The sequence below is a fragment of the Sideroxydans sp. CL21 genome (assembly GCF_902459525.1).
Lineage (GTDB): Bacteria > Pseudomonadota > Gammaproteobacteria > Burkholderiales > Gallionellaceae > Sideroxyarcus.
Window position 1 is genome coordinate 632487 of record NZ_LR699166.1, and the last position, 18807, is coordinate 651293.

Below are 18807 nucleotides of genomic sequence, written 5' to 3' on the forward strand. Positions count from 1 at the left end.
CCCGGGCATCGAGCTGGGTGGCGCGCATGATCGAGGATTCGCTTGATGCTTGAAATCAAATCCACTGCAGACATTGAGGCACTCCGCGAAAGCTTCGAGGTGGAATGCAAGCTGGCCGCTGGGCGAGATGGCAAGGGTGAACTACCGAAGGATATCTGGGAAACCTATAGTGCACTGGCGAATAGCTATGGCGGTGATGTGCTACTCGGTGTGCAGGAAAGTTCTGGGCGCTTCCATACACATGGCATCGTAAACCACGGCAAGGTCATCAACGAGCTTTGGAATAATCTGAATAATCCTCAAAAGGTCAGTACCAATCTTTTGAAAGAGCAGCATGTTCAGGTGATCGATCTGGAGGGCAGGTCGGTCATCCACATTCATGTGCCAAGAGCGCCCCGCAAGTGCAGGCCGGTATACATTGGCGGCAACCCGATGACCGGCACCTACAAAAGGCAGAACAGCGGCGATTATCAATGCGATGAGGAAAGCGTTCGTCGCATGTTGGCAGAGCAGGTGGAGGATAGTCGCGACAATGAGATTCTCCAAAACTATGGTTCCGAAGATATCGATGCAGATAGTTTCAATGCCTACCGCAATCTTTATGCAACCCGTTCACCGGATCATCCCTGGAATCAGGCTGACCCACAAACTTTTATGCGGAATATCGGGGCATGGCGGATGGATCGTGAAACGGGACAAGGTGGATTGACCCGCGCCGGCTTGCTGATGTTCGGCCGTCTGCCCTCCATTCAAGAGGCGTTCCCCAACTATATGCTCGACTATCAGGAGCGTGCCGAGGCCAAGACCGAGGCGCGATGGGTGGATAGGTTGACGCTGGATGGCTCGTGGTCCGGCAATCTGTTCGATTATTACCGTCGGGTGATCAAGAAACTGACGAGTGATTTGAAAGTGCCATTTGTGCTGGAAGGTGATTTGCGTAAGGACGATACGCCGGTGCATCAGGCACTGCGTGAGGCCTTGGTCAATACGCTTGTACATGCGGACTACTCGGGACGCGCATCGGTTCTGGTGGTTAAACGCCCGGATATGTTCGGCTTCCGCAATCCGGGTTTGATGCGGGTGCCGCAGGAGATTGCCGTTACTGGCGGCGATAGTGATTGCCGAAATCGTTTGCTGCATCAGATGTTCCGCTATATCGGTCTCGGCGAGCAGGCTGGGTCGGGGATTCCGAAGATATACCAGGGATGGAACAGCCAGCATTGGCGTGCGCCATTGTTGGTGGAAAAAGAACAGCCTTCGGAGCAAACGCTGCTTGAGCTCAGGATGTTGAGTTTGTTGCCGGAAGAGGTGGTTCGTGAATTGCGGGAGAACTTGGGCGAGTTGTTCGACGGATTGCCACATCTGGAGCAATTGATTCTTGCAGCGGCAGCGACTGAGCAAACCGTTACTCATCGGCGCATGGCGGAAATTTCCACGGAACATGCTCATGACCTGACGCTGGCTTTCCAACGACTTGTTAAATCAGGAATTCTGGTATCCAGCGGGCATGGTAAAGGCACGGTTTACCACCTTCCGGGCCAAAATCTGCCAACCCCGGATCAGGCGTTTGGTTACGGTAACTTTATGTCCGGAGCTCAGGATTTGCCGTCAGATTCGAGCTCCGGACATAACGACCAGAGCTCCGGACGTAGCGACCGCTTGCAGTCCAATTCTGCCCGCCATGAAGATGGACACCTACTGGTAAAAGGGCTTAACAAGCCCTTGATAGATAACATTGAGCTATTGCCGGATACGCTACGACAGGAGCTAATGTCCGTAGCCGAGGAGGCTAGAAATAAACCCCGACTGGCGCCGGAAGACATGACAAGAATTCTTACAAGGCTATGCGAGGATGTTTATTTGACGCAGCAGGTGTTGGCAGAACTCGTGAATCGCAAACCGGAAGCTTTGCGAAAGAATACTTTGAGGCCCTTGGTGGATAGCGGCCTTCTGGCTTTGGCATTCCCAACGGTGCCGACGCATCCGCAGCAGGCGTATACCAGCAATAAGGGAAGTGGCAATGATTAGCGAAGACCATCTGGAACAACTCGCCCTCACTTGGTTTCAGGACTCTGGTTGGGAGTATTGCTACGGACCGGATATTGCGCCGGATGGCACGAAGCCCGAGCGCGCAGACTACCGACAGGTGGTGTTGGCGGAGCGCTTGCTTGATGCGTTGGGCCGCCTGAACCCTGAGATACCGGAGGCAGTATTGGATGAGGTGGTGCATCGGTTGGGCAAGCTGCACGAGCCTTCATTGCTCAAGAGTAACCGCAGTTTTCATGAGTTGTTGCTGGATGGCGTTGCGGTAGAGGTGGAAACCGACGGTGTGAAGCGCGGCGACCGTGTGCGGCTGATGGATTTTGAGGATCTCGCGAACAACCGCTTTCTGGTGGTGAACCAGTTCACTATCCAGGGTGTCAGGCAGCCGCGCCGACCGGACCTGGTGTGCTTCATCAATGGCCTACCCATCGCGGTGATCGAATTGAAGAACCCAGCTACCGAGCAGGCGGATATCTGGTCAGCGTTCAACCAATTGGAAACCTATAAGGCGGAAATATCCGACCTGTTTGTATTCAACGAGGCGCTAGTGATTTCGGATGGATTACTGGCGCGCGTGGGTTCGCTTACCGCAGACCGCGAGCGCTACATGCCTTGGCGCACGCTGCGCAGCGAGAATGACAAGCCCTTGCTGGAATTCGAACTGGAGAAAGTGGTGCGCGGATTCTTTGCGCCCGACCTGTTGCTGGATTACTTGCGTTATTTCATCCTGTACGAACAAGGCGAGGATGGCATCGTCAAGAAGATCGCGGGCTACCACCAGTTCCACGCGGTGCGCGAGGCGGTGAGGGCGACGGTGATTGCTGCGACGGGGCCGCTACCTGATAAGGCTGAGTTAGAGCGAGCGACCTATGGCAAGGAAGTCAAACCCGGCTCGCGCAAAGGCGGCATCGTGTGGCATACGCAAGGCTCGGGCAAGAGTATTTCGATGGTGTGCTTCGTTGGTAAGCTGATGCAGCAGCAGGAAATGCAGAACCCGACGATTGTTGTTGTGACCGACCGCAATGATCTGGATGGGCAGTTATTCCAGACTTTCACCGGGGCGCGTTCGCTGCTGAAGGAAATGCCGCAGCAAGCGGAAGATAGAGATGCGTTGCGCATGCTGCTGAATGGGCGGCCATCAGGTGGGATTATTTTTACAACGATGCAGAAGTTTGCGCCGGGTAAAAACGAAGATGTATTTCCTAAACTGACTGAACGTACCAATATCGTGGTGATCGCCGACGAAGCACACCGTTCGCAGTACGGTTTGAATGCGGTGTTGGATAAGAAGACGGGAAAGTACAAATACGGATTCGCTAAGCACCTACGCGATGCGTTGCCAAACGCGACCTTCGTCGGCTTCACCGGCACACCGGTGGAAAACGACGACAAGGATACGCGCGCGGTGTTCGGTGATTACGTCAGCATCTACGATATTCAGGATGCGGTAGATGACGGTGCGACCGTGCCGATCTATTACGAGAGCCGCCTCGCCAAACTCGACATCAACCAGGCGCAGATCGAGCAGCTTAACGATGACGTTGACGAAGTGTTCGAGGACGAGGAGGACGCCGCGACGCGCGAAGCCGCCAAGACCAAGTGGGCTGCGCTGGAAAAACTGGTGGGTGCCGAACCGCGGCTGGAGCAGGTAGCGGCGGACATCGTGCAACATTTCGAGGCGCGCAATGCGGCGATGGAAGGTAAGGGCATGATCGTGTGCATGAGTCGCACGATTTGCGCGCAACTTTACAAGGAAATTGTGAAGCTGCGGCCGGGCTGGCACAGCGACGATCCCGCGCAGGGGGCGATCAAGGTAGTGATGACCGGCTCGGCGGCGGATGTCGAATTGCTACGCCCGCACATCTACAACGCAACAACCAAGAAGCAGTTGGAGAAGCGCTTCAAGAACCCGAAAGACCCACTGAAACTCGTGATAGTGCGCGACATGTGGCTTACCGGCTTCGATGTGCCGTGCCTACACACGATGTACGTGGACAAGCCGATGCGTGAGCACAACTTGATGCAGGCGATTGCACGGGTGAATCGCGTGTTCCATGATAAGGAAGGAGGGCTGGTGGTGGATTACATCGGCATCGCCGCCGAACTGCGCAAAGCTTTAAAGATATACACCGAAAGCTGGGGCAAGGGCATGCCAACACTGGACGCCGCCGAGGCTTTGGCCAAGCTGAAGGAATACATGGAAGTAGCGCACGGGTTGTTGAACGGCTTCGACTACGCTGCATATCGCACCAAGGCGACCGCTTTGCTCTTGCCTGCAGCAAACTTTGTGCTGGGGCTGGAGGATGGAAAGAAGCGCTGGTTCGATGTAGTGCTGAAAATCACTAAGGCATTTTCACTGTGCGGTACGCTGGATGAGGCAATTCAGTTGCGCGAGGAGATCGCTTTCCTGCAGGCGATTAAGGCTGTGATCGCTAAGGCGACAGAGACTGACAAGAAACTGGCGGAAGAGCATAAGAACGCAGTACTCAAGCAGATACTCGACAATGCAGTGCTGGCCGAAGGTGTGGAAGATATTTTCAAGCTGGCGGGGTTGGATCGCCCGGATATCGGCATCCTATCTGATAGTTTTCTCGAAGAGGTGCGGCAACTACCGCAGCGCAATTTTGCCGTGGAACTGCTGCAAAAACTGTTAAACGACGAGATCAAGTCGCGCTGTCGGACCAATGTGCTGCTTGAGAAGAAATTCAGCGACCGCCTGCTGGCAGCATTGAACCGCTACCGCAACCGCGCTATCGAAAGCGCGCAGGTGATTGAGGAATTGATTGCGATGGCGAAGGAGTTTCGCGAGGTGGCAAAGCGCGGCGATGAACTCGGTCTCAACGAATCAGAACTCGCGTTTTATGATGCGCTGGCGGATAACGAAAGTGCAGTGCGGGAATTGGGCGACGATATCCTGAAACAAATCGCGCACGAGTTAACCGACAAGCTGCGAAACAGCACGACGGTCGATTGGCAGAAGCGCGACAGCGTGCGTGCCCGGCTGCGTAATTTGGTTCGGATCACGTTGCGCCGTTACAAGTACCCACCGGATATGCAAGAGGCGGCAATTCAGTTGGTGCTGGAGCAGGCGGAGCGGTTGTCTGAGGAGTGGTCTCACGACTAAACGGGGGATTTGAGATGGGCAAGGGGATAACGAGAGAACGAACAGGGCTTCTACTTCAAACACTTTTTAAGGTGTTGAGTGAGCAACCAGAGGGGTTGCCCGCAAAGGATGCACTTGAAGTAGTAGCAGGACGAACTCAGCTTACAGAGCACGAGGCAGGCTTATACGAAACCGGTGGGCGGCGTTTCGATAAGATTTTGCGGTTTGCCACTGTCGATGCAGTGAAAGCCGGGTGGATGATTAAAACAAAGGGGACATGGGAAATCACAGAGGCAGGTAAAGAAGCGTTAAAAACTTTCCCTAAGCCGGAAGAATTTTATCGGGAAGCGTCTCGGCTTTATTGGAAGTGGCGTCGAGCAAATCCTATTGAGGTTGAGCCAGAGGAGCCTGCCGATGAACGTGGTGCAACAATCACTTTTGAAGAGGCAGAGGAACAGGCATGGAATGAGATATCTGCCTTTCTTGAGAACATCGACCCATATGTCTTGCAGGATCTTGTTGCTGCGCTACTAGAGGCGATGGGATATCACGTGAACTGGATTTCTCCGCCCGGGAAAGATAGTGGTCTTGATATTGTTGCGTATTCTGACCCGCTAGGCACCAAGTTACCGCGAATTAAAGTCCAAGTGAAACGGCGTAAAGACTCGATTCGCGTTGATGAACTTCGTTCGTTCATCGCTTTGATTAATGAAGATGACGTAGGTATTTTTGTTACGACTGGTGGCTTCACTAAAGATGCTGATGAACTTGCAAGGCATCAAGAGCGAAGAAGGATTACGCTTATTAATCGGGAACGATTGGTCGATCTGTGGATTGAGTATCAGGATAAGGTTGCTCTTGATAAACGCGATGCATTGCCATTGAAGCCAATCTATTTTCTTGCACCTGAAGAATGAATTTATGAAACTAGAAGTGAATGATGAATAGTTCCGCTGAATTGCCTTCGCCAATAAAAGTAGTGCCGTGTTGCTGCATAGGTATTCGAGGTGACTAAATGACAGGGCTGGGAGAACTGTTAGTCGGGCTGAATATCCTTGAAAAACTCGGGAAATTCTGGAATTGGCTGCGCGGCAAGCAATCTACAAAACCCGAAACCGTCGTTACCCGTTTCATCCGTTTGTTTGAAAGTCACGGCGTACACCGCAACCAGATACCGCGCTTCATCGGCCATGGCTTGACGTTGAAGGACGTGCAGGATGATATTTCGCTACTTGCCAAACTCGATGAATCACTGCTTGACGATGTCTGTGAAAAGTTTGCAGTACGTCGCGAATGGCTCGATGGTGCCGAGAAGCAGATTTATCCGTACCATGAGTTCTACAAATATCCGAAAAATTTTGTGGAATTCTTGGATGATTTGGAATTGAATAATCGAGAGGGAAATCTACACGGCGTCTTGGTTTCTCCCGCTGAGAAAGATGGGCCGCATGCAGAATCGCTCCTTATATTGCAGGAAACTATCGGCCATGTTGGTGAAAAGCCAATTTATCGTTATTACTTGTGTGACTCCTGGCCATTAGGCTATTGGAAAGCGCGTGGCTATGTGACCGCCTGTATCGCAATTGCATGGAAGCGCCATGCTTTTATCCATGGAGTTACTCGGCCCAATAAGGAAATCGCACAGTTGATTCAGGGTGAAACTCTGCTTGGCTGGCGGGGCGACGGTATCTGGGCTCTTAGGGGAGAGAGATGGTATCCGGAAGATATGTCTCTGCAGCCCGATGCATTTCTTGATGGTGTTGACCCTGAGCGAAATAATTTTGGTATTGAATCTGGTTTGAAGCTCTGGTTGTCGCTTGAAGAGGAGGGTTTCATGGATTCGGGAATCAAAACGGGCGCAAGGCAGTTGTTCGAACGGGAACTAGCGAAGTATTCAAATGAATAAAACTTTCCGCCAATGCTTCTGCAATATTGAGAGGTGACTCTAGCGGCGTGCTGCACGTCAATAATGTGGCGGCCTTTCGTTCGCAGACTTTCCCTCATTCCCCGCTTCAGCCGGCGCCTGAACGTGCCTCGCGAGCGCCCTGCAACTCTCTTCCAACTGGTCCAGCTTTTGTTGCTGTGTGATCAATACACCACATCATGATCACCCACATTGATCGGAATGATCTCTTCGTCCTTAATTAACAGCTCAAGCGTGATACGGTAAGAGAGGTTGATGGATACCGAGTGCAGCCCCTGCAACCTTCCGCTCAGGGCATGCAAGCGCAAAGAGGGATGGTGCGGGTTCAACTCCAGCAGTTGCAGTGTCTTGAGGTATTGGTTTTCCAGCTCGGGATGGCATTTTAGAAAACGCGCTGCGCGTTTTTCGTACTGCTCCGTATAGATAAGCTGAAAGGTCATGGCAAGTAACCAAATATGATTATGAAGTTGCCATAACCTTTCCCTCTCCCCAACCCTCTAGGTAAAACAACTAGCCATTCGACTAGGCTGCAAAATACCGCAGCCAAGTCGCTGGTTATCCCGCTTGCGGGCGAGGGGGCAACGGTAGGCTGCGCGAGTGTCAGATCCCTGCTCATGCGGCAGTCTTTTTCACCCGCTTCACATGCGCTGCCGCGGTGCCCTTGTTAAACCGGCCGGCGGCGATGTCGGTTTTGGTTTCGGCCAATGCGGCTTCCAATTCGCATTCGCGCAGGTGGTGATACTGCGCGATCTCCATCACCACGAAACGCTCTTTGCCGCGAACCGAGACGATCGCTTCCGGCCGGTCCGCCAGCACCGCTTCAATGGCGGCGATGCCTTTTGTTTTTAAATCATTGGCAGTCAGGTTGGACATGACTTATCTCCTTGTGGAGTTGTTTACAGTGTTTCGAATAATACGCTTAAGAGTGCGATTCATCAACGGCCAAAAGGTGTTGTTGTTTCAGGCTGTTAAGTAACAGTTCCAAGCTGGAGGCGCATAAGCAGCCAATAGATCGTGGGGTGATTTCAGCGAGGGAACTGCTTGTTAGTAATGTGGCGGCCTTTCGTTCGCTTGAGACTTGCCTTCATTCCCCGCTTCAGCCAGTGCCTGGACGTGCCTTGCGAGCGCCCTGCAAATCTCTTCTAGCTGGTCCAGCTTTTGTTGTTGCTGATAGACCGCTTTGTTCAGTTCGTCGATCTGGTCTTCCTGGTAGCTGATCTTTGTTTCGATGTTTTCTAGGCGTTTTTCAATCATGAGGTGATCCTGTGAGTTTTGCGACTGGCTGTGGGGATGAGGGACTGTGCACTGCCTCAAAACGTTTTTCAACTCAACGCCCCTCACCCTAACCCTAACCCTCTCCCGCCTGCGGGAGAGGGGATATCACTTAGCAGTGCTCGCCCGGCTTGAGTTCAAAGAAACGCGGATACTCGGTGGGATGTCCTGCCAGCACTTTTACGCAATCGCCTACCTTGTATTGCCCGTAGCTCATCACTTCGATGCGCTCCGTGCTGTGCAGCGGTTGCACGGTGTAACGGTTCGCGCCCTTGGCGACCTGCGGCGGTTCATCGTGCCTGGTGGGTTGGTCGTCCATGCCCATCATGATCCCGCCGAAGCCAAAGCCGAATCCACCACCGCCCCCGCTGCCAACGCCCAAACCGATGCCGATGCTGCCGTGGGTGTCGGAGGGCGTGTGCGCTGCCGCCTGCTTGCGCTCCACGTCGGTAAAGTCATGCCTGTCCACCACCGTCGCCAACTTCACATAGCGCGCATCCTCTTCCAGCTTGGGCGCGCTGTGGCAAGCGGCCAGTAACACCAGCACTATCGCCGCAAAGATATTTTTCATTATTGAACTCCTTGCCAGGATTTTATATGGCTCGTGGCGAGTATGGCAGAGTGGGCGCGGGCGTCAAAGTTTTGCGGTGGGGTGGGTTTGGAGTTGATTGTTGGCGCTCCCACACGGCTCAATATCCACGTTTGAATCTTCGGATTGACAACAGAACGAACGTTCTCTACCATGCGGCAGCCTGTCATCCTTAGATCAAGGAGTCCTGACCATGCAATCCCATACCGATCCTCAAACACCCATAGCCATTTATCAGTCCGCGGACGGTTCGATTGCAACCGAGGTTCGACTGGAAGGGGAAACAGTCTGGCTGTCGCAGAAGCAGATGGCTGATCTGTTTGATAAGAATGTGCCGAACATCAATGAGCACATTTCCAACTTATATTCCGAGGGGGAATTGGAGCCCGCGTCAACTATTCGGAAATTCCGAATAGTTCGCCAGGAGGGTAAGCGTCAGGTGGAGCGTGAGATTGAGCATTACAACCTGGATGTGATTATCTCGGTCGGCAAACGGCAAACGGCAAACGGCTTTAGTGATTATGCCGTACGCTTCGACCAGTTCCGTTGTGAATCGTAGAATGACATGCATGGAGAGCGTATGCGCATCCACGTCCTAAGCGATCTGCATATTGAGATCGCAGCCTATCAACCGCAGCCCGTCGAGTGCGATGTGGTGGTGTTGGCCGGCGATATCGGGAATCATGTGCAGGGAATTGAATGGGGACGGTACATCTGGCCGGACAAGGAGATCCTGTATGTGCCGGGTAATCACGAGTTCTATCGGCTGGGGCGGATAGAGACACTGAAACAGATGCGTGTTCGCGCGAGAGAGTTGGGTGTGCACTTGCTGGATAACGATGAGGTGGTGATTGCGGGTGTACGTTTCCTGGGCAGCACGCTGTGGACCGATTTCAATCTGTTTGGCGAGGAATTGAAAAAGAGCGCGATGGCCGAGGGTAAAAAGTACCTGAATGATTTCCGTTTGATTCGCGAGCGTTTCAGGGTGTTCACCCCCGCTCGATCTGCGCAGCTGCATAAAACCTCCCGCGTCTGGTTGACGGCAAGACTGCAGCAACCCTTTCCCGGAAAGACCGTGGTCATCACACACCACTTGCCCAGCGCGCGATCCGTCGCCGAGCGATACAAGGCCAGTCTTACTTCCGCGTGCTTTGCATCTCACCTGGACGAATTGCTGGGGGCGAGCGCGCTGTGGATACACGGCCACACGCATGACAGCTTTGATTATGTGTTGCACGGCACGCGAGTCGTGTGCAATCCGCGCGGTTACTGCCGGAATCCGGATAGGCCGGAGAATCTGGAATTCGATCCGGGGTTGGTTGTGGAGGTTTGACTGTTCAGATGGTCATAAATGAGCGAATAAAGAGCGGCGTGCAATTCAGTAACATCATTCCCTCTTCTGCAGGGTGACGGTCAGGGAGGGGGGAAATTGAATATGCGCGCAGTTAGCGTTTGTACCCCCATCCCAACCTTCCCCCTGAGAAGGGGAAGGAGTGAAATTCAGCAGCTTCGGACGGCTCACAGTTTTATCGGCCCCTGTGATGGGCTCACCCAGTAAGCCACCGGCTTTGGCGACAGGTCATTGGTTATGCCGGAGGCCATTTGATTCTGTCTTGCTACAGAGTAATCCCCATTGTTTGTGCCGCTTGTTGCGCATAGTATGCAATCGTGGGTATCTCGACATTGCCCACACTTACAGCTTGATCAAATTCAGGAATGAGGTGATCAAATGAGTAAAACCAATAGAGCCTGTGCGTGGTGCTTTCGGTGGTTCATCGCCGGTTTATTCGTATACTTGATCGTGTGGCCGGCAATCGTCACTGTTAGCGCGGTCAGTTAGTTCACAGGGCGTAATAAGCGAAGCGCATTGCACCGGATGACCGGAGCGCCGTTGAATCCTTCGACAAGCTGTGCGTGTGCTGTTGGGGCGAATGCCCCTTACAGCCACGGCCTACCCCTTGCGGGTGCAGGACGAACGGGATGGAGAGCGGATGGGCGAACGGGTTATTCCGTCAGTCCACCAGCGACAGCTCGAACAAACCGTAATTCTGCAAAAGTTCGCTCGGCAACTTTTCACCCATTTTGCTGAACCATTCCTTGTGCAGGGCCAGTTCCTGTTTCCATTCGTCCGCGTCCACCTGGTTGAGTTTGTCGAACTCGGCTTTGCTGATCTCGATTCCGGTCCAGTCGATATCCTCGAAACGCGGCATCCAGCCAAGTGCGGTCTTGGTCGCGGGAACGCGATCCTTTACGCGATCCACTATCCATTTCAGCACGCGCATGTTGTCGCCGAAACCGGGCCACATGAATTTCCCCTGTTCGTCCAGGCGGAACCAGTTGACGCAGAAAATCTTGGGCGCGTTCTCGACCACGTGTCCCATCTTCAACCAGTGATTGAAGTAGTCGCCCATGTGGTAGCCGCAGAACGGCAACATGGCGAACGGGTCGCGCCGCACGATGCCCTGCTCTCCGACCGCGGCGGCGGTCGTTTCGGAACCGAGCGTGGAGGCCATGTAGACGCCGAAATTCCAGTTGAGCGCTTCGTACACCAGCGGCACCGTGGTGGCACGGCGACCGCCGAAGATGAAGGCGGAGATCGGCACACCGTTCGGGTCTTCCCAGTTCGGATCGATGGACGGGCACTGGTTCGCCGGCGCGGTGAAGCGAGAATTGGCATGCGCTGCCTTGCGACCACTCGCACCGTCCGCGGGTGTCCAGTCTTTGCCCTGCCAGTCGATCAGGTGGGCCGGGGCTTCCTTGGTCATGCCTTCCCACCACACGTCGCCGTCGTCCGTCAGCGCGACGTTGGTGAAAATGATGTTTTCCTTGAGAGTCTGCAGCGCGTTGAAATTGGTCTTCTCGGAAGTGCCCGGCGCCACGCCGAAGAATCCGGCTTCGGGGTTGATGGCGTAAAACTGGCCGCCCTTGCCGGGCTTGATCCAGGCGATGTCGTCGCCCACGGTGGTGATCTTCCAGCCGTTGAACGTCTTGGGCGGGATCAGCATGGCGAGGTTGGTTTTGCCGCAGGCAGAAGGGAAGGCCGCGGCGACGTAGTTTTTGTCGCCGGCGGGCGATTCGATGCCGAGGATGAGCATGTGTTCGGCCAGCCAGCCTTCGTCACGCGCCATGGTGGAAGCGATGCGCAGGGCGAAGCACTTCTTGCCGAGCAGTGCATTGCCACCATAGCCTGAGCCGTATGACCAGATCTCGCGCGTCTCGGGAAAATGCACGATGTACTTGGTGGTCGGATTGCACGGCCACTTGCTGTCCTGCTGTCCCGGTTGCAGCGGCGCGCCCACGCTGTGCAGGCAGGGCACGAATTCGCCGTTCGTGCCGAGCACGTCGAACACTTGCCTGCCCATGCGCGTCATGATGCGCATGTTGACGACCACGTAGGGCGAGTCGGAGATCTCGATGCCGATATGCGCGATGGGCGAACCCAGCGGTCCCATGCTGAAGGGAACCACATACATCGTGCGGCCGCACATCGATCCTTTGAACAGGCCGGTGAGCTTCGTACGCATCACTTTCGGTTCTTCCCAGTTGTTGGTCGGGCCCGCATCGTCCTTGTGTGCGGAACAGATAAAGGTGCGGTCTTCCACGCGTGCCACATCGGAAGGATCGGAACAGGCCAGGAAGGAATTGGGGCGCTTGGCAGGGTTGAGCCTGACGAAGGTGCCTGCGGCTACCATCTCGGCGCACAGGCGATCGTATTCTTCTTGTGAGCCGTCGCACCAGACGACGCGGCCGGGTTCGGTCAGGGCCGCGACTTCGGCGACCCAGGCCTTGAGTTTTGAATGTTTGACGTATGCGGGTGCAGCGATGTCTGTATTAATCAATCAAATCTCCTTGGCTTGTGAAAACCTGTGACAGTTGATGCAATACTTGGTGACAGCGCCCGGAAGACAGTACCGGATTCAAAACATTTCGGACATTGTAGCGGGATTGTCTTGCGCTGTAATACTTAAGCAAACGCCGCCGGGTTGTGTCGTGCTTTTGGCAATTGGAGAATCCCACGCCGCGGAAAAAGAAAAAGCCTCGCATCGCTGCGAGGCTTTCTTGTTTGCGTCACTGATCTGTCGGATCAGATCTTGAAGCGGTTCACCGTCGCCTGCATGTTGTCCGCCAGTTTCGCCAGCAGTTCGGCGGCTGCGGCGGTCTGGTCGGCGGAAGCGCTGTTCTGCTCCGTCATCTGCGACACTTTCTCGATATGCGCCGCGATGTCGCTGCTGGCGCGGCTTTGCTCTTCAAGTGCGGCGGAGATGTCGCTGACCGTGCGGATCACCTGGCCGGATTCTGTCTTGATCTGGTTGATGGCGTTGCCGGCCTGCTGTGCGAGTTCCACACCGCTGTCGACTTGCATCACCGTCGCGTCCATGCCGGCCACCGCGGCGTTGGAAGCCTGCTGGATGGTGGCGATCATCTGTGTGACTTCCTGCGTGGATTGGGTGGTGCGTTCTGCCAGTTTGCGCACTTCGTCTGCTACCACCGCAAAACCGCGGCCTTGCTCGCCGGCACGGGCTGCTTCGATGGCGGCATTCAGGGCCAGCAGATTGGTTTGGTCGGCGATTTCCTTGATGACTTTCACGATGGAAGAAATCTTGTTCGATTGTTCACCCAGATTGGCGATCGAAACGGAAGTCTCGCGCACGGTATTGGCGATCTTGCGCATTTCCTCCGCTGCATTGTGAATGATTTCGCCGCCCTTTTCGGAGAGCTGGCCGGAACTTTGGGATATCTTCAGCGCTTCACGGGCGCCTTCCGACACATGTGCGATGCTGACGGTGACTTGTTCCACCGTTGCCGCCATCGACGATGTTGCTTCGCTCTGGCTGCTGGAGCCGGTGGCCACCTGTTGCGAAGCTGTCGAAAGCGAGTGCGATGAATCGGAGACTTTTGCGATGTCATCGTGCACCTGGCGGAATGCGGTTTGCAGATTGCCCATCAGGTCGTTGAATGAACTGGCCGTTTGGCCGATCTCGTCGTTGCTGTTCACCTTGACGCGCCGGGTAAAGTCGCCGGTGCTGCTGATCTCCATGATCGCGGTCCGCAATTGGCCTGCCGGGACGGATACCAATTTGTGCAGGATATATTTGAACAACAGCCAGAGTACCACCTGCACTGCGAGGATGACGACGACTGACATCCACGCCAGCATCCGCAGTTCGGCATTATTGGCGGAGATATCCAGGTCGACCACGGAGGCGCCGCTGTGATAACCCACCGGCACGGTGTGGCACATCAGGCAGTTGGTGCCCCTGAAATTCGTGCTTTCGGTGTAGGGCACGATCCCGTGCAGCACATCTCCGCGTTGTTCAAAAATTTCATGGCCGTCGTCCAGCGCTTTGCGCTCCTCGTCGCCTGTGGGTTGTTCTTCGGGCAGGCCCATCCCGAACTGCTCTTGCACCAGCTTGTTGCGGATGATCCGCAGCGACTTGACGTCTTCGCCGGAGCCCATCTTGGTGATGAACAGCTTGCGCTGCTCGACATCGCTGATGATGCCGTTCAGCATCAGCATGTTCGCGCCGTTGATCACGCCGTCCGCCAGCGCCCTGATCTTGCTCTCTGCACCGCGTTCCTGAGCTTTGCGTTCAATGTTGTAAAACGAGATCGCGGCCACGATGCTCACGATCAACAGAAGGAACTGGACGGATAGCTGGACTTTGACGGCAATACTTGATGTGATGAAATTCGGCATTGGCGGCATCTCCCTGAAAATTGTTATTAATCGTCTGTTTGGTAAATAAAAGCTTTCGACTTTCTGTCAAATTGGCAAACTTTCAAGTCGTCGACCTCCGCAAACAATCGAGCTTCCCGTACATGAACACTCTAGCGGCAACATATAGTATTTATTTAGGGAAACAGCAACACAAAAAGCAGCCAATTCATTGTGATGCCAGAGAAAATTGTTAAATTGGCGTTAATTTTTCTTTGGATACGTTCGCCCGCAAATGTTTAGCCGTATAAAAAATACGGACATCACCCTTCCATTTAAATTTGTATTCCGATTGAATCGGTCACTCTTTTAAATAGTGGTCTTTCTTGTCGCGCCTGCCTGTAACCCCCGATTTATAAGGAATCGGCGGGCGCTATGGTATGTGGCACGAAACTTGATCTATGCCCTGTGTAACGATGATTTTCCGTCAGGGCGGACGGTTGATCGTGCAGAGAGAGCCTGTACTGACAGACAAGGGAGAGAGAAATGTCCACAGAAACATTTTATGAGGTGATGCGGCGGCAAGGGATATCGCGCCGCAGTTTTTTGAAATATTGCAGTTTGACTGCAGCATCGTTGGGCTTGGCTCCGACGTTCGCGCCTAAGATCGCAGAGGCGATGGAAACCAAACCGCGCACGCCTGTGATCTGGCTGCACGGCTTGGAATGCACATGTTGTTCCGAATCGTTCATCCGCTCGGCGCACCCGCTGGCAAAAGACGTGGTGCTGTCCATGCTCTCGCTGGACTATGACGACACGCTGATGGCCGCAGCTGGACATCAGGCGGAAGAGATCATTGCCACCATCCGCGAGAAATACAAAGGCAATTACATCCTCGCGGTGGAAGGCAACCCGCCGCTGAATGAAGACGGCATGTTCTGCATTCACGGCGGACGTCCGTTCGTGGAAGTGCTGAAAGAGACGGCGGCTGACGCCAAGGCCATCATCTCCTGGGGCGCGTGCGCTTCCTGGGGCTGCGTGCAGGCAGCCAAGCCGAATCCGACGCGTGCCACTCCGGTGCACAAAGTCATCACCGACAAACCCATCATCAAGGTGCCGGGTTGCCCGCCCATCGCCGAGGTGATGACGGCCGTGGTGACCTACATGCTGACGTTCGACCGCATCCCCGAGTTGGATCGCCAGGGGCGCCCGAAGATGTTCTACGGCCAGCGCATCCACGACAAATGCTATCGCCGCCCGAATTTCGATGCAGGGCAGTTTGTTGAGGAATGGGATGACGACGCTGCGAGAAAAGGGTACTGCTTGTACAAGATGGGTTGCAAAGGCCCGACCACCTACAATGCCTGCTCCACCACGCGCTGGAACGGCGGGGTATCGTTTCCGATCCAATCCGGCCACGGTTGCATCGGCTGTTCCGAGGATGGCTTCTGGGACAAGGGCGGCTTCTACAATCGCGTCACCAACATCAACCAGTTCGGCGTCGAAGCCAATGCCGACAAAATCGGTGGCACGGTGGCTGCTGTCGCGGGTGCAGCGGTGGTCGCACATGCGGCAGTCAGCGCTTTGACTAAAGCGCGCAGTGGGAAGAATGAAGAGAACAAGGGAGGCAAATAATCATGTCAGCTTATGAAACTCAGGGCTACAAGCTCGACAACAGCGGCAAGCGCGTGGTGGTAGATCCTGTGTGTCGCATCGAAGGACACATGCGTGTCGAGGTCAATCTGAATGCCAACAACGTAATTACCAACGCGGTTTCCACTGGCACCATGTGGCGTGGTCTGGAAGTGATCCTTAAAGGCCGCGATCCGCGTGATGCGTGGGCATTTGTCGAGCGAATTTGTGGTGTTTGCACAGGTTGCCATGCACTCGCTTCTGTGCGTGCCGTGGAGGACGCTCTAGATATCAAAATTCCATTGAATGCCCATCTGATCCGCGAGATGATGGCTAAAACGTTGCAAGTCCACGACCATGCAGTGCATTTCTATCACCTCCACGCTTTGGATTGGGTTGACGTGTTATCAGCGTTAAAGGCCGATCCGAAAAGAACTAGTGAATTGCAACAAATGGTTTCTCCGGCTCACCCGTTATCGTCGCCGGGTTACTTCCGCGATATTCAAAATCGATTGAAGAAGTTCGTCGAATCAGGCCAGCTCGGACCATTTATGAATGGTTATTGGGGTAATAAAGCCTATTTATTGCCACCCGAGGCAAATTTGATGGCGGTGACGCACTATCTGGAAGCGCTTGATCTTCAGAAAGAATGGGTAAAGGTGCATACTATTTTTGGCGGCAAGAATCCTCACCCTAACTACTTAGTTGGTGGGGTGCCTTGTGCAATCAACATAGATGGCACAGGCGCAGCTGGAGCGCCTATCAACATGGAGAGGCTGAATTTTATTGAATCTCTTATTAAGGAAATGATCGAGTTCAATAACAACGTCTATGTTCCTGATGTCTTGGCAATTGGCACAATATACAAACAAGGAGGGTGGCTTTTTGGTGGAGGCTTGTCGGCCACAAACGTGGCTGATTACGGCGGCTATGAGAAAGTGCCTTATGACAACAGCACGCGGCAGTTGCCTGGTGGCGTAATTCTGGGCGGAAATTGGAACGAAATCCTTCCGATTGATCCACGTGATCCAGAGCAAGTTCAGGAGTTCGTCAATCATAGCTGGTATAAATATCCAGACGAAAGCAAAGGGCTACACCCTTGGGATGGTGTCACTGAAGCTAACTATCAATTGGGTGAAAATACAAAAGGTACGCGCACCGCGATCAAAGAACTCGATGAAAATGCCAAGTACTCTTGGATTAAATCGCCACGCTGGCGTGGACATGCGGTTGAAGTAGGGCCGCTGGCACGCTATACCTTGGGTTATGCACATGCATTAAAGGGCAATAAATACTGCCAGCGTGTCAAGCAGCAAGTGGACGATGCGGCACAGGCAATCAACAGCGCGATCCCGAAAGCGTTAGGCATGCCCGAAACTCATTACAGTTTGAAGCAACTGTTGCCAACAACCATTGGACGTACGTTAGCGCGCGCTCTTGAGAGTCAATATGCTTCTGAAATGATGCTGGATGACTTTAATCAACTAATCGGCAATCTTAAATCGGGTGATAGCTCTACTGCCAATATTGAGAAGTGGGATCCATCTACGTGGCCGAAAGAAGCTAAAGGTGTGGGTACGGTAGCTGCACCCCGCGGCATGTTAGGGCATTGGATACGCATTAAGGACGGCAAAATCGAAAATTACCAATGTGTAGTGCCTACCACATGGAACGGGAGTCCGCGCGATCCAAAAGGTCAAATTGGTGCGTTCGAGGCTTCACTGATGAATACACCCATGGCAAACGCAGACCAACCGCTGGAGATATTGCGTACCCTGCACAGTTTCGACCCCTGCTTGGCATGCTCTACGCATGTGATGTCGCCGGACGGGCAGGAGCTGAGCAAGGTCACCGTACGCTAACGCGCTCAAAAGGAGACTGTCATGTCTGTCAAAACTGAAGTCGATGAGTCGGCGTTGACCGCTGCGGGTAATACGGTCTACGTCTACGAAGCCCCGGTGCGCGCGTGGCACTGGATCAATGTGTTGAGCATCGTGACGCTGGCCATCACCGGCTGGTTCATCGCCAGCCCGTTGCCGAGTGTGGCGGGCGAGGCGAGCGATAATTTCCTGATGGGATATATCCGCTTCGCGCACTTTGCGGCTGGGTACGTCTTTGCCATCGGATTGCTGGTGCGTCTGTACTGGGCGTTTGCGGGCAACCATCATGCGAGGCAGCTGTTCATGCTGCCGGTCACGGACAAGGAATGGTGGTCGGGGCTGCTGCAGGAGTTGCGCTGGTACATGTTCATCGAGAAGTATCCGAAGAAATATGTGGGCCATAACCCGCTCGGCCACTTGTTCATGTTCTTCGCCATCACGCTGGGCGGCACCTTCATGATCGTGACCGGCTTCGCGCTGTACGGCGAGGGTGCGCAGGCGGGCAGCTGGTCGAACATGCTGTTTACCAGCTGGGTGATCCCGCTGTTCGGGCAAAGCCAGAGTGTGCATTCCTGGCATCACCTGTTTGCCTGGGGCATCGTGTGTTTCGTGATCCTGCATGTCTATACGGCGGTCCGTGAAGACATCATGTCGCGGCAGACCATGATCAGCGCCATCATCGACGGTAAGCGCACATTCCGTAAGTAG

16 protein-coding genes are annotated in these 18807 nt (G+C 54.2%); 9 read left to right on the forward strand and 7 right to left on the reverse strand.

Going from position 1 to position 18807, the window contains the following annotated elements; genetic code table 11:
- The first annotated feature begins 45 nt into the window (after positions 1 to 45).
- The 4 genes from QOY30_RS03005 (at position 46) to QOY30_RS03020 (ending at position 7052) form a co-directional block, all read left to right on the forward strand.
- Positions 46 to 2028, forward strand: coding sequence for an RNA/DNA-binding domain-containing protein (locus tag QOY30_RS03005; protein ID WP_283743157.1), 1983 nt, complete (start codon positions 46 to 48; stop codon positions 2026 to 2028).
- The gene (locus QOY30_RS03010; RefSeq protein ID WP_283743158.1) at positions 2021 to 5167 is read left to right on the forward strand and encodes a type I restriction endonuclease subunit R; all 3147 of its coding nucleotides are present in this window, start codon (positions 2021 to 2023) and stop codon (positions 5165 to 5167) included. The genes QOY30_RS03005 and QOY30_RS03010 overlap by 8 nt, the downstream gene beginning before the upstream one ends.
- A 14-nt stretch (positions 5168 to 5181) precedes the next feature.
- On the forward strand, positions 5182 to 6063 hold the full coding sequence (locus QOY30_RS03015) for a restriction endonuclease (protein WP_283743159.1): 882 nt from the start codon (positions 5182 to 5184) through the stop codon (positions 6061 to 6063).
- A gap of 98 nt (positions 6064 to 6161) precedes the next feature.
- The gene (locus tag QOY30_RS03020; RefSeq protein WP_283743160.1) at positions 6162 to 7052 is read left to right on the forward strand and encodes a hypothetical protein; all 891 of its coding nucleotides are present in this window, start codon (positions 6162 to 6164) and stop codon (positions 7050 to 7052) included.
- A gap of 57 nt (positions 7053 to 7109) precedes the next feature.
- On the opposite strand, the gene QOY30_RS03025 is transcribed toward QOY30_RS03020, so the two are convergent.
- The 5 genes from QOY30_RS03025 to QOY30_RS03045 form a co-directional block, all read right to left on the reverse strand.
- Positions 7110 to 7238: a SlyX family protein gene (locus QOY30_RS03025; RefSeq protein WP_349496673.1), complete on the reverse strand. Its 129-nt coding sequence runs from the start codon at positions 7236 to 7238 to the stop codon at positions 7110 to 7112.
- On the reverse strand, positions 7235 to 7510 hold the full coding sequence (locus QOY30_RS03030) for a type II toxin-antitoxin system RelE/ParE family toxin (RefSeq protein ID WP_283743161.1): 276 nt from the start codon (positions 7508 to 7510) through the stop codon (positions 7235 to 7237). The genes QOY30_RS03025 and QOY30_RS03030 overlap by 4 nt, the downstream gene beginning before the upstream one ends.
- A gap of 172 nt (positions 7511 to 7682) precedes the next feature.
- Positions 7683 to 7943, reverse strand: a complete 261-nt coding sequence (locus QOY30_RS03035; RefSeq protein WP_283743162.1) for a type II toxin-antitoxin system Phd/YefM family antitoxin — start codon at positions 7941 to 7943, stop codon at positions 7683 to 7685.
- 171 nt (positions 7944 to 8114) lie between these two features.
- Positions 8115 to 8324 carry a SlyX family protein gene (locus QOY30_RS03040; protein WP_283743163.1) on the reverse strand — a complete coding sequence of 70 codons (210 nt, stop codon included), beginning with the start codon at positions 8322 to 8324 and terminating at the stop codon, positions 8115 to 8117.
- A 130-nt stretch (positions 8325 to 8454) separates the two neighbouring features.
- On the reverse strand, positions 8455 to 8913 hold the full coding sequence (locus tag QOY30_RS03045) for a hypothetical protein (protein WP_283743164.1): 459 nt from the start codon (positions 8911 to 8913) through the stop codon (positions 8455 to 8457).
- Between the two features lie 211 nt (positions 8914 to 9124).
- Between QOY30_RS03045 and rhuM the strand changes: the two genes are divergently transcribed.
- Positions 9125 to 9490, forward strand: a complete 366-nt coding sequence (gene rhuM, locus QOY30_RS03050; RefSeq protein ID WP_283743165.1) for a RhuM family protein — start codon at positions 9125 to 9127, stop codon at positions 9488 to 9490.
- 21 nt (positions 9491 to 9511) lie between these two features.
- The gene (locus QOY30_RS03055; RefSeq protein WP_283743166.1) at positions 9512 to 10264 is read left to right on the forward strand and encodes a metallophosphoesterase; all 753 of its coding nucleotides are present in this window, start codon (positions 9512 to 9514) and stop codon (positions 10262 to 10264) included.
- A gap of 679 nt (positions 10265 to 10943) precedes the next feature.
- Here QOY30_RS03055 and QOY30_RS03060 read toward each other — a convergent pair.
- On the reverse strand, positions 10944 to 12770 hold the full coding sequence (locus tag QOY30_RS03060; RefSeq protein WP_283743167.1) for a phosphoenolpyruvate carboxykinase (GTP): 1827 nt from the start codon (positions 12768 to 12770) through the stop codon (positions 10944 to 10946).
- Positions 12771 to 13015: 245 nt separating this feature from the next.
- The gene (locus QOY30_RS03065; RefSeq protein ID WP_283743168.1) at positions 13016 to 14629 is read right to left on the reverse strand and encodes a methyl-accepting chemotaxis protein; all 1614 of its coding nucleotides are present in this window, start codon (positions 14627 to 14629) and stop codon (positions 13016 to 13018) included.
- Between the two features lie 504 nt (positions 14630 to 15133).
- On the opposite strand from QOY30_RS03065, the gene QOY30_RS03070 reads away from it, so the two are divergent.
- The 3 genes from QOY30_RS03070 to cybH are packed head-to-tail and all read left to right on the forward strand — an operon-like array spanning position 15134 to position 18807.
- On the forward strand, positions 15134 to 16222 hold the full coding sequence (locus QOY30_RS03070) for a hydrogenase small subunit (protein WP_283743169.1): 1089 nt from the start codon (positions 15134 to 15136) through the stop codon (positions 16220 to 16222).
- A gap of 2 nt (positions 16223 to 16224) precedes the next feature.
- Positions 16225 to 18081 (forward strand): nickel-dependent hydrogenase large subunit, encoded by a 1857-nt coding sequence (locus QOY30_RS03075; protein ID WP_283743170.1) that lies wholly within the window; start codon positions 16225 to 16227, stop codon positions 18079 to 18081.
- Positions 18082 to 18102: 21 nt separating this feature from the next.
- Entirely contained in the window at positions 18103 to 18807 is a 705-nt protein-coding gene (gene cybH / locus QOY30_RS03080; RefSeq protein ID WP_283743171.1) for a Ni/Fe-hydrogenase, b-type cytochrome subunit, read from the forward strand.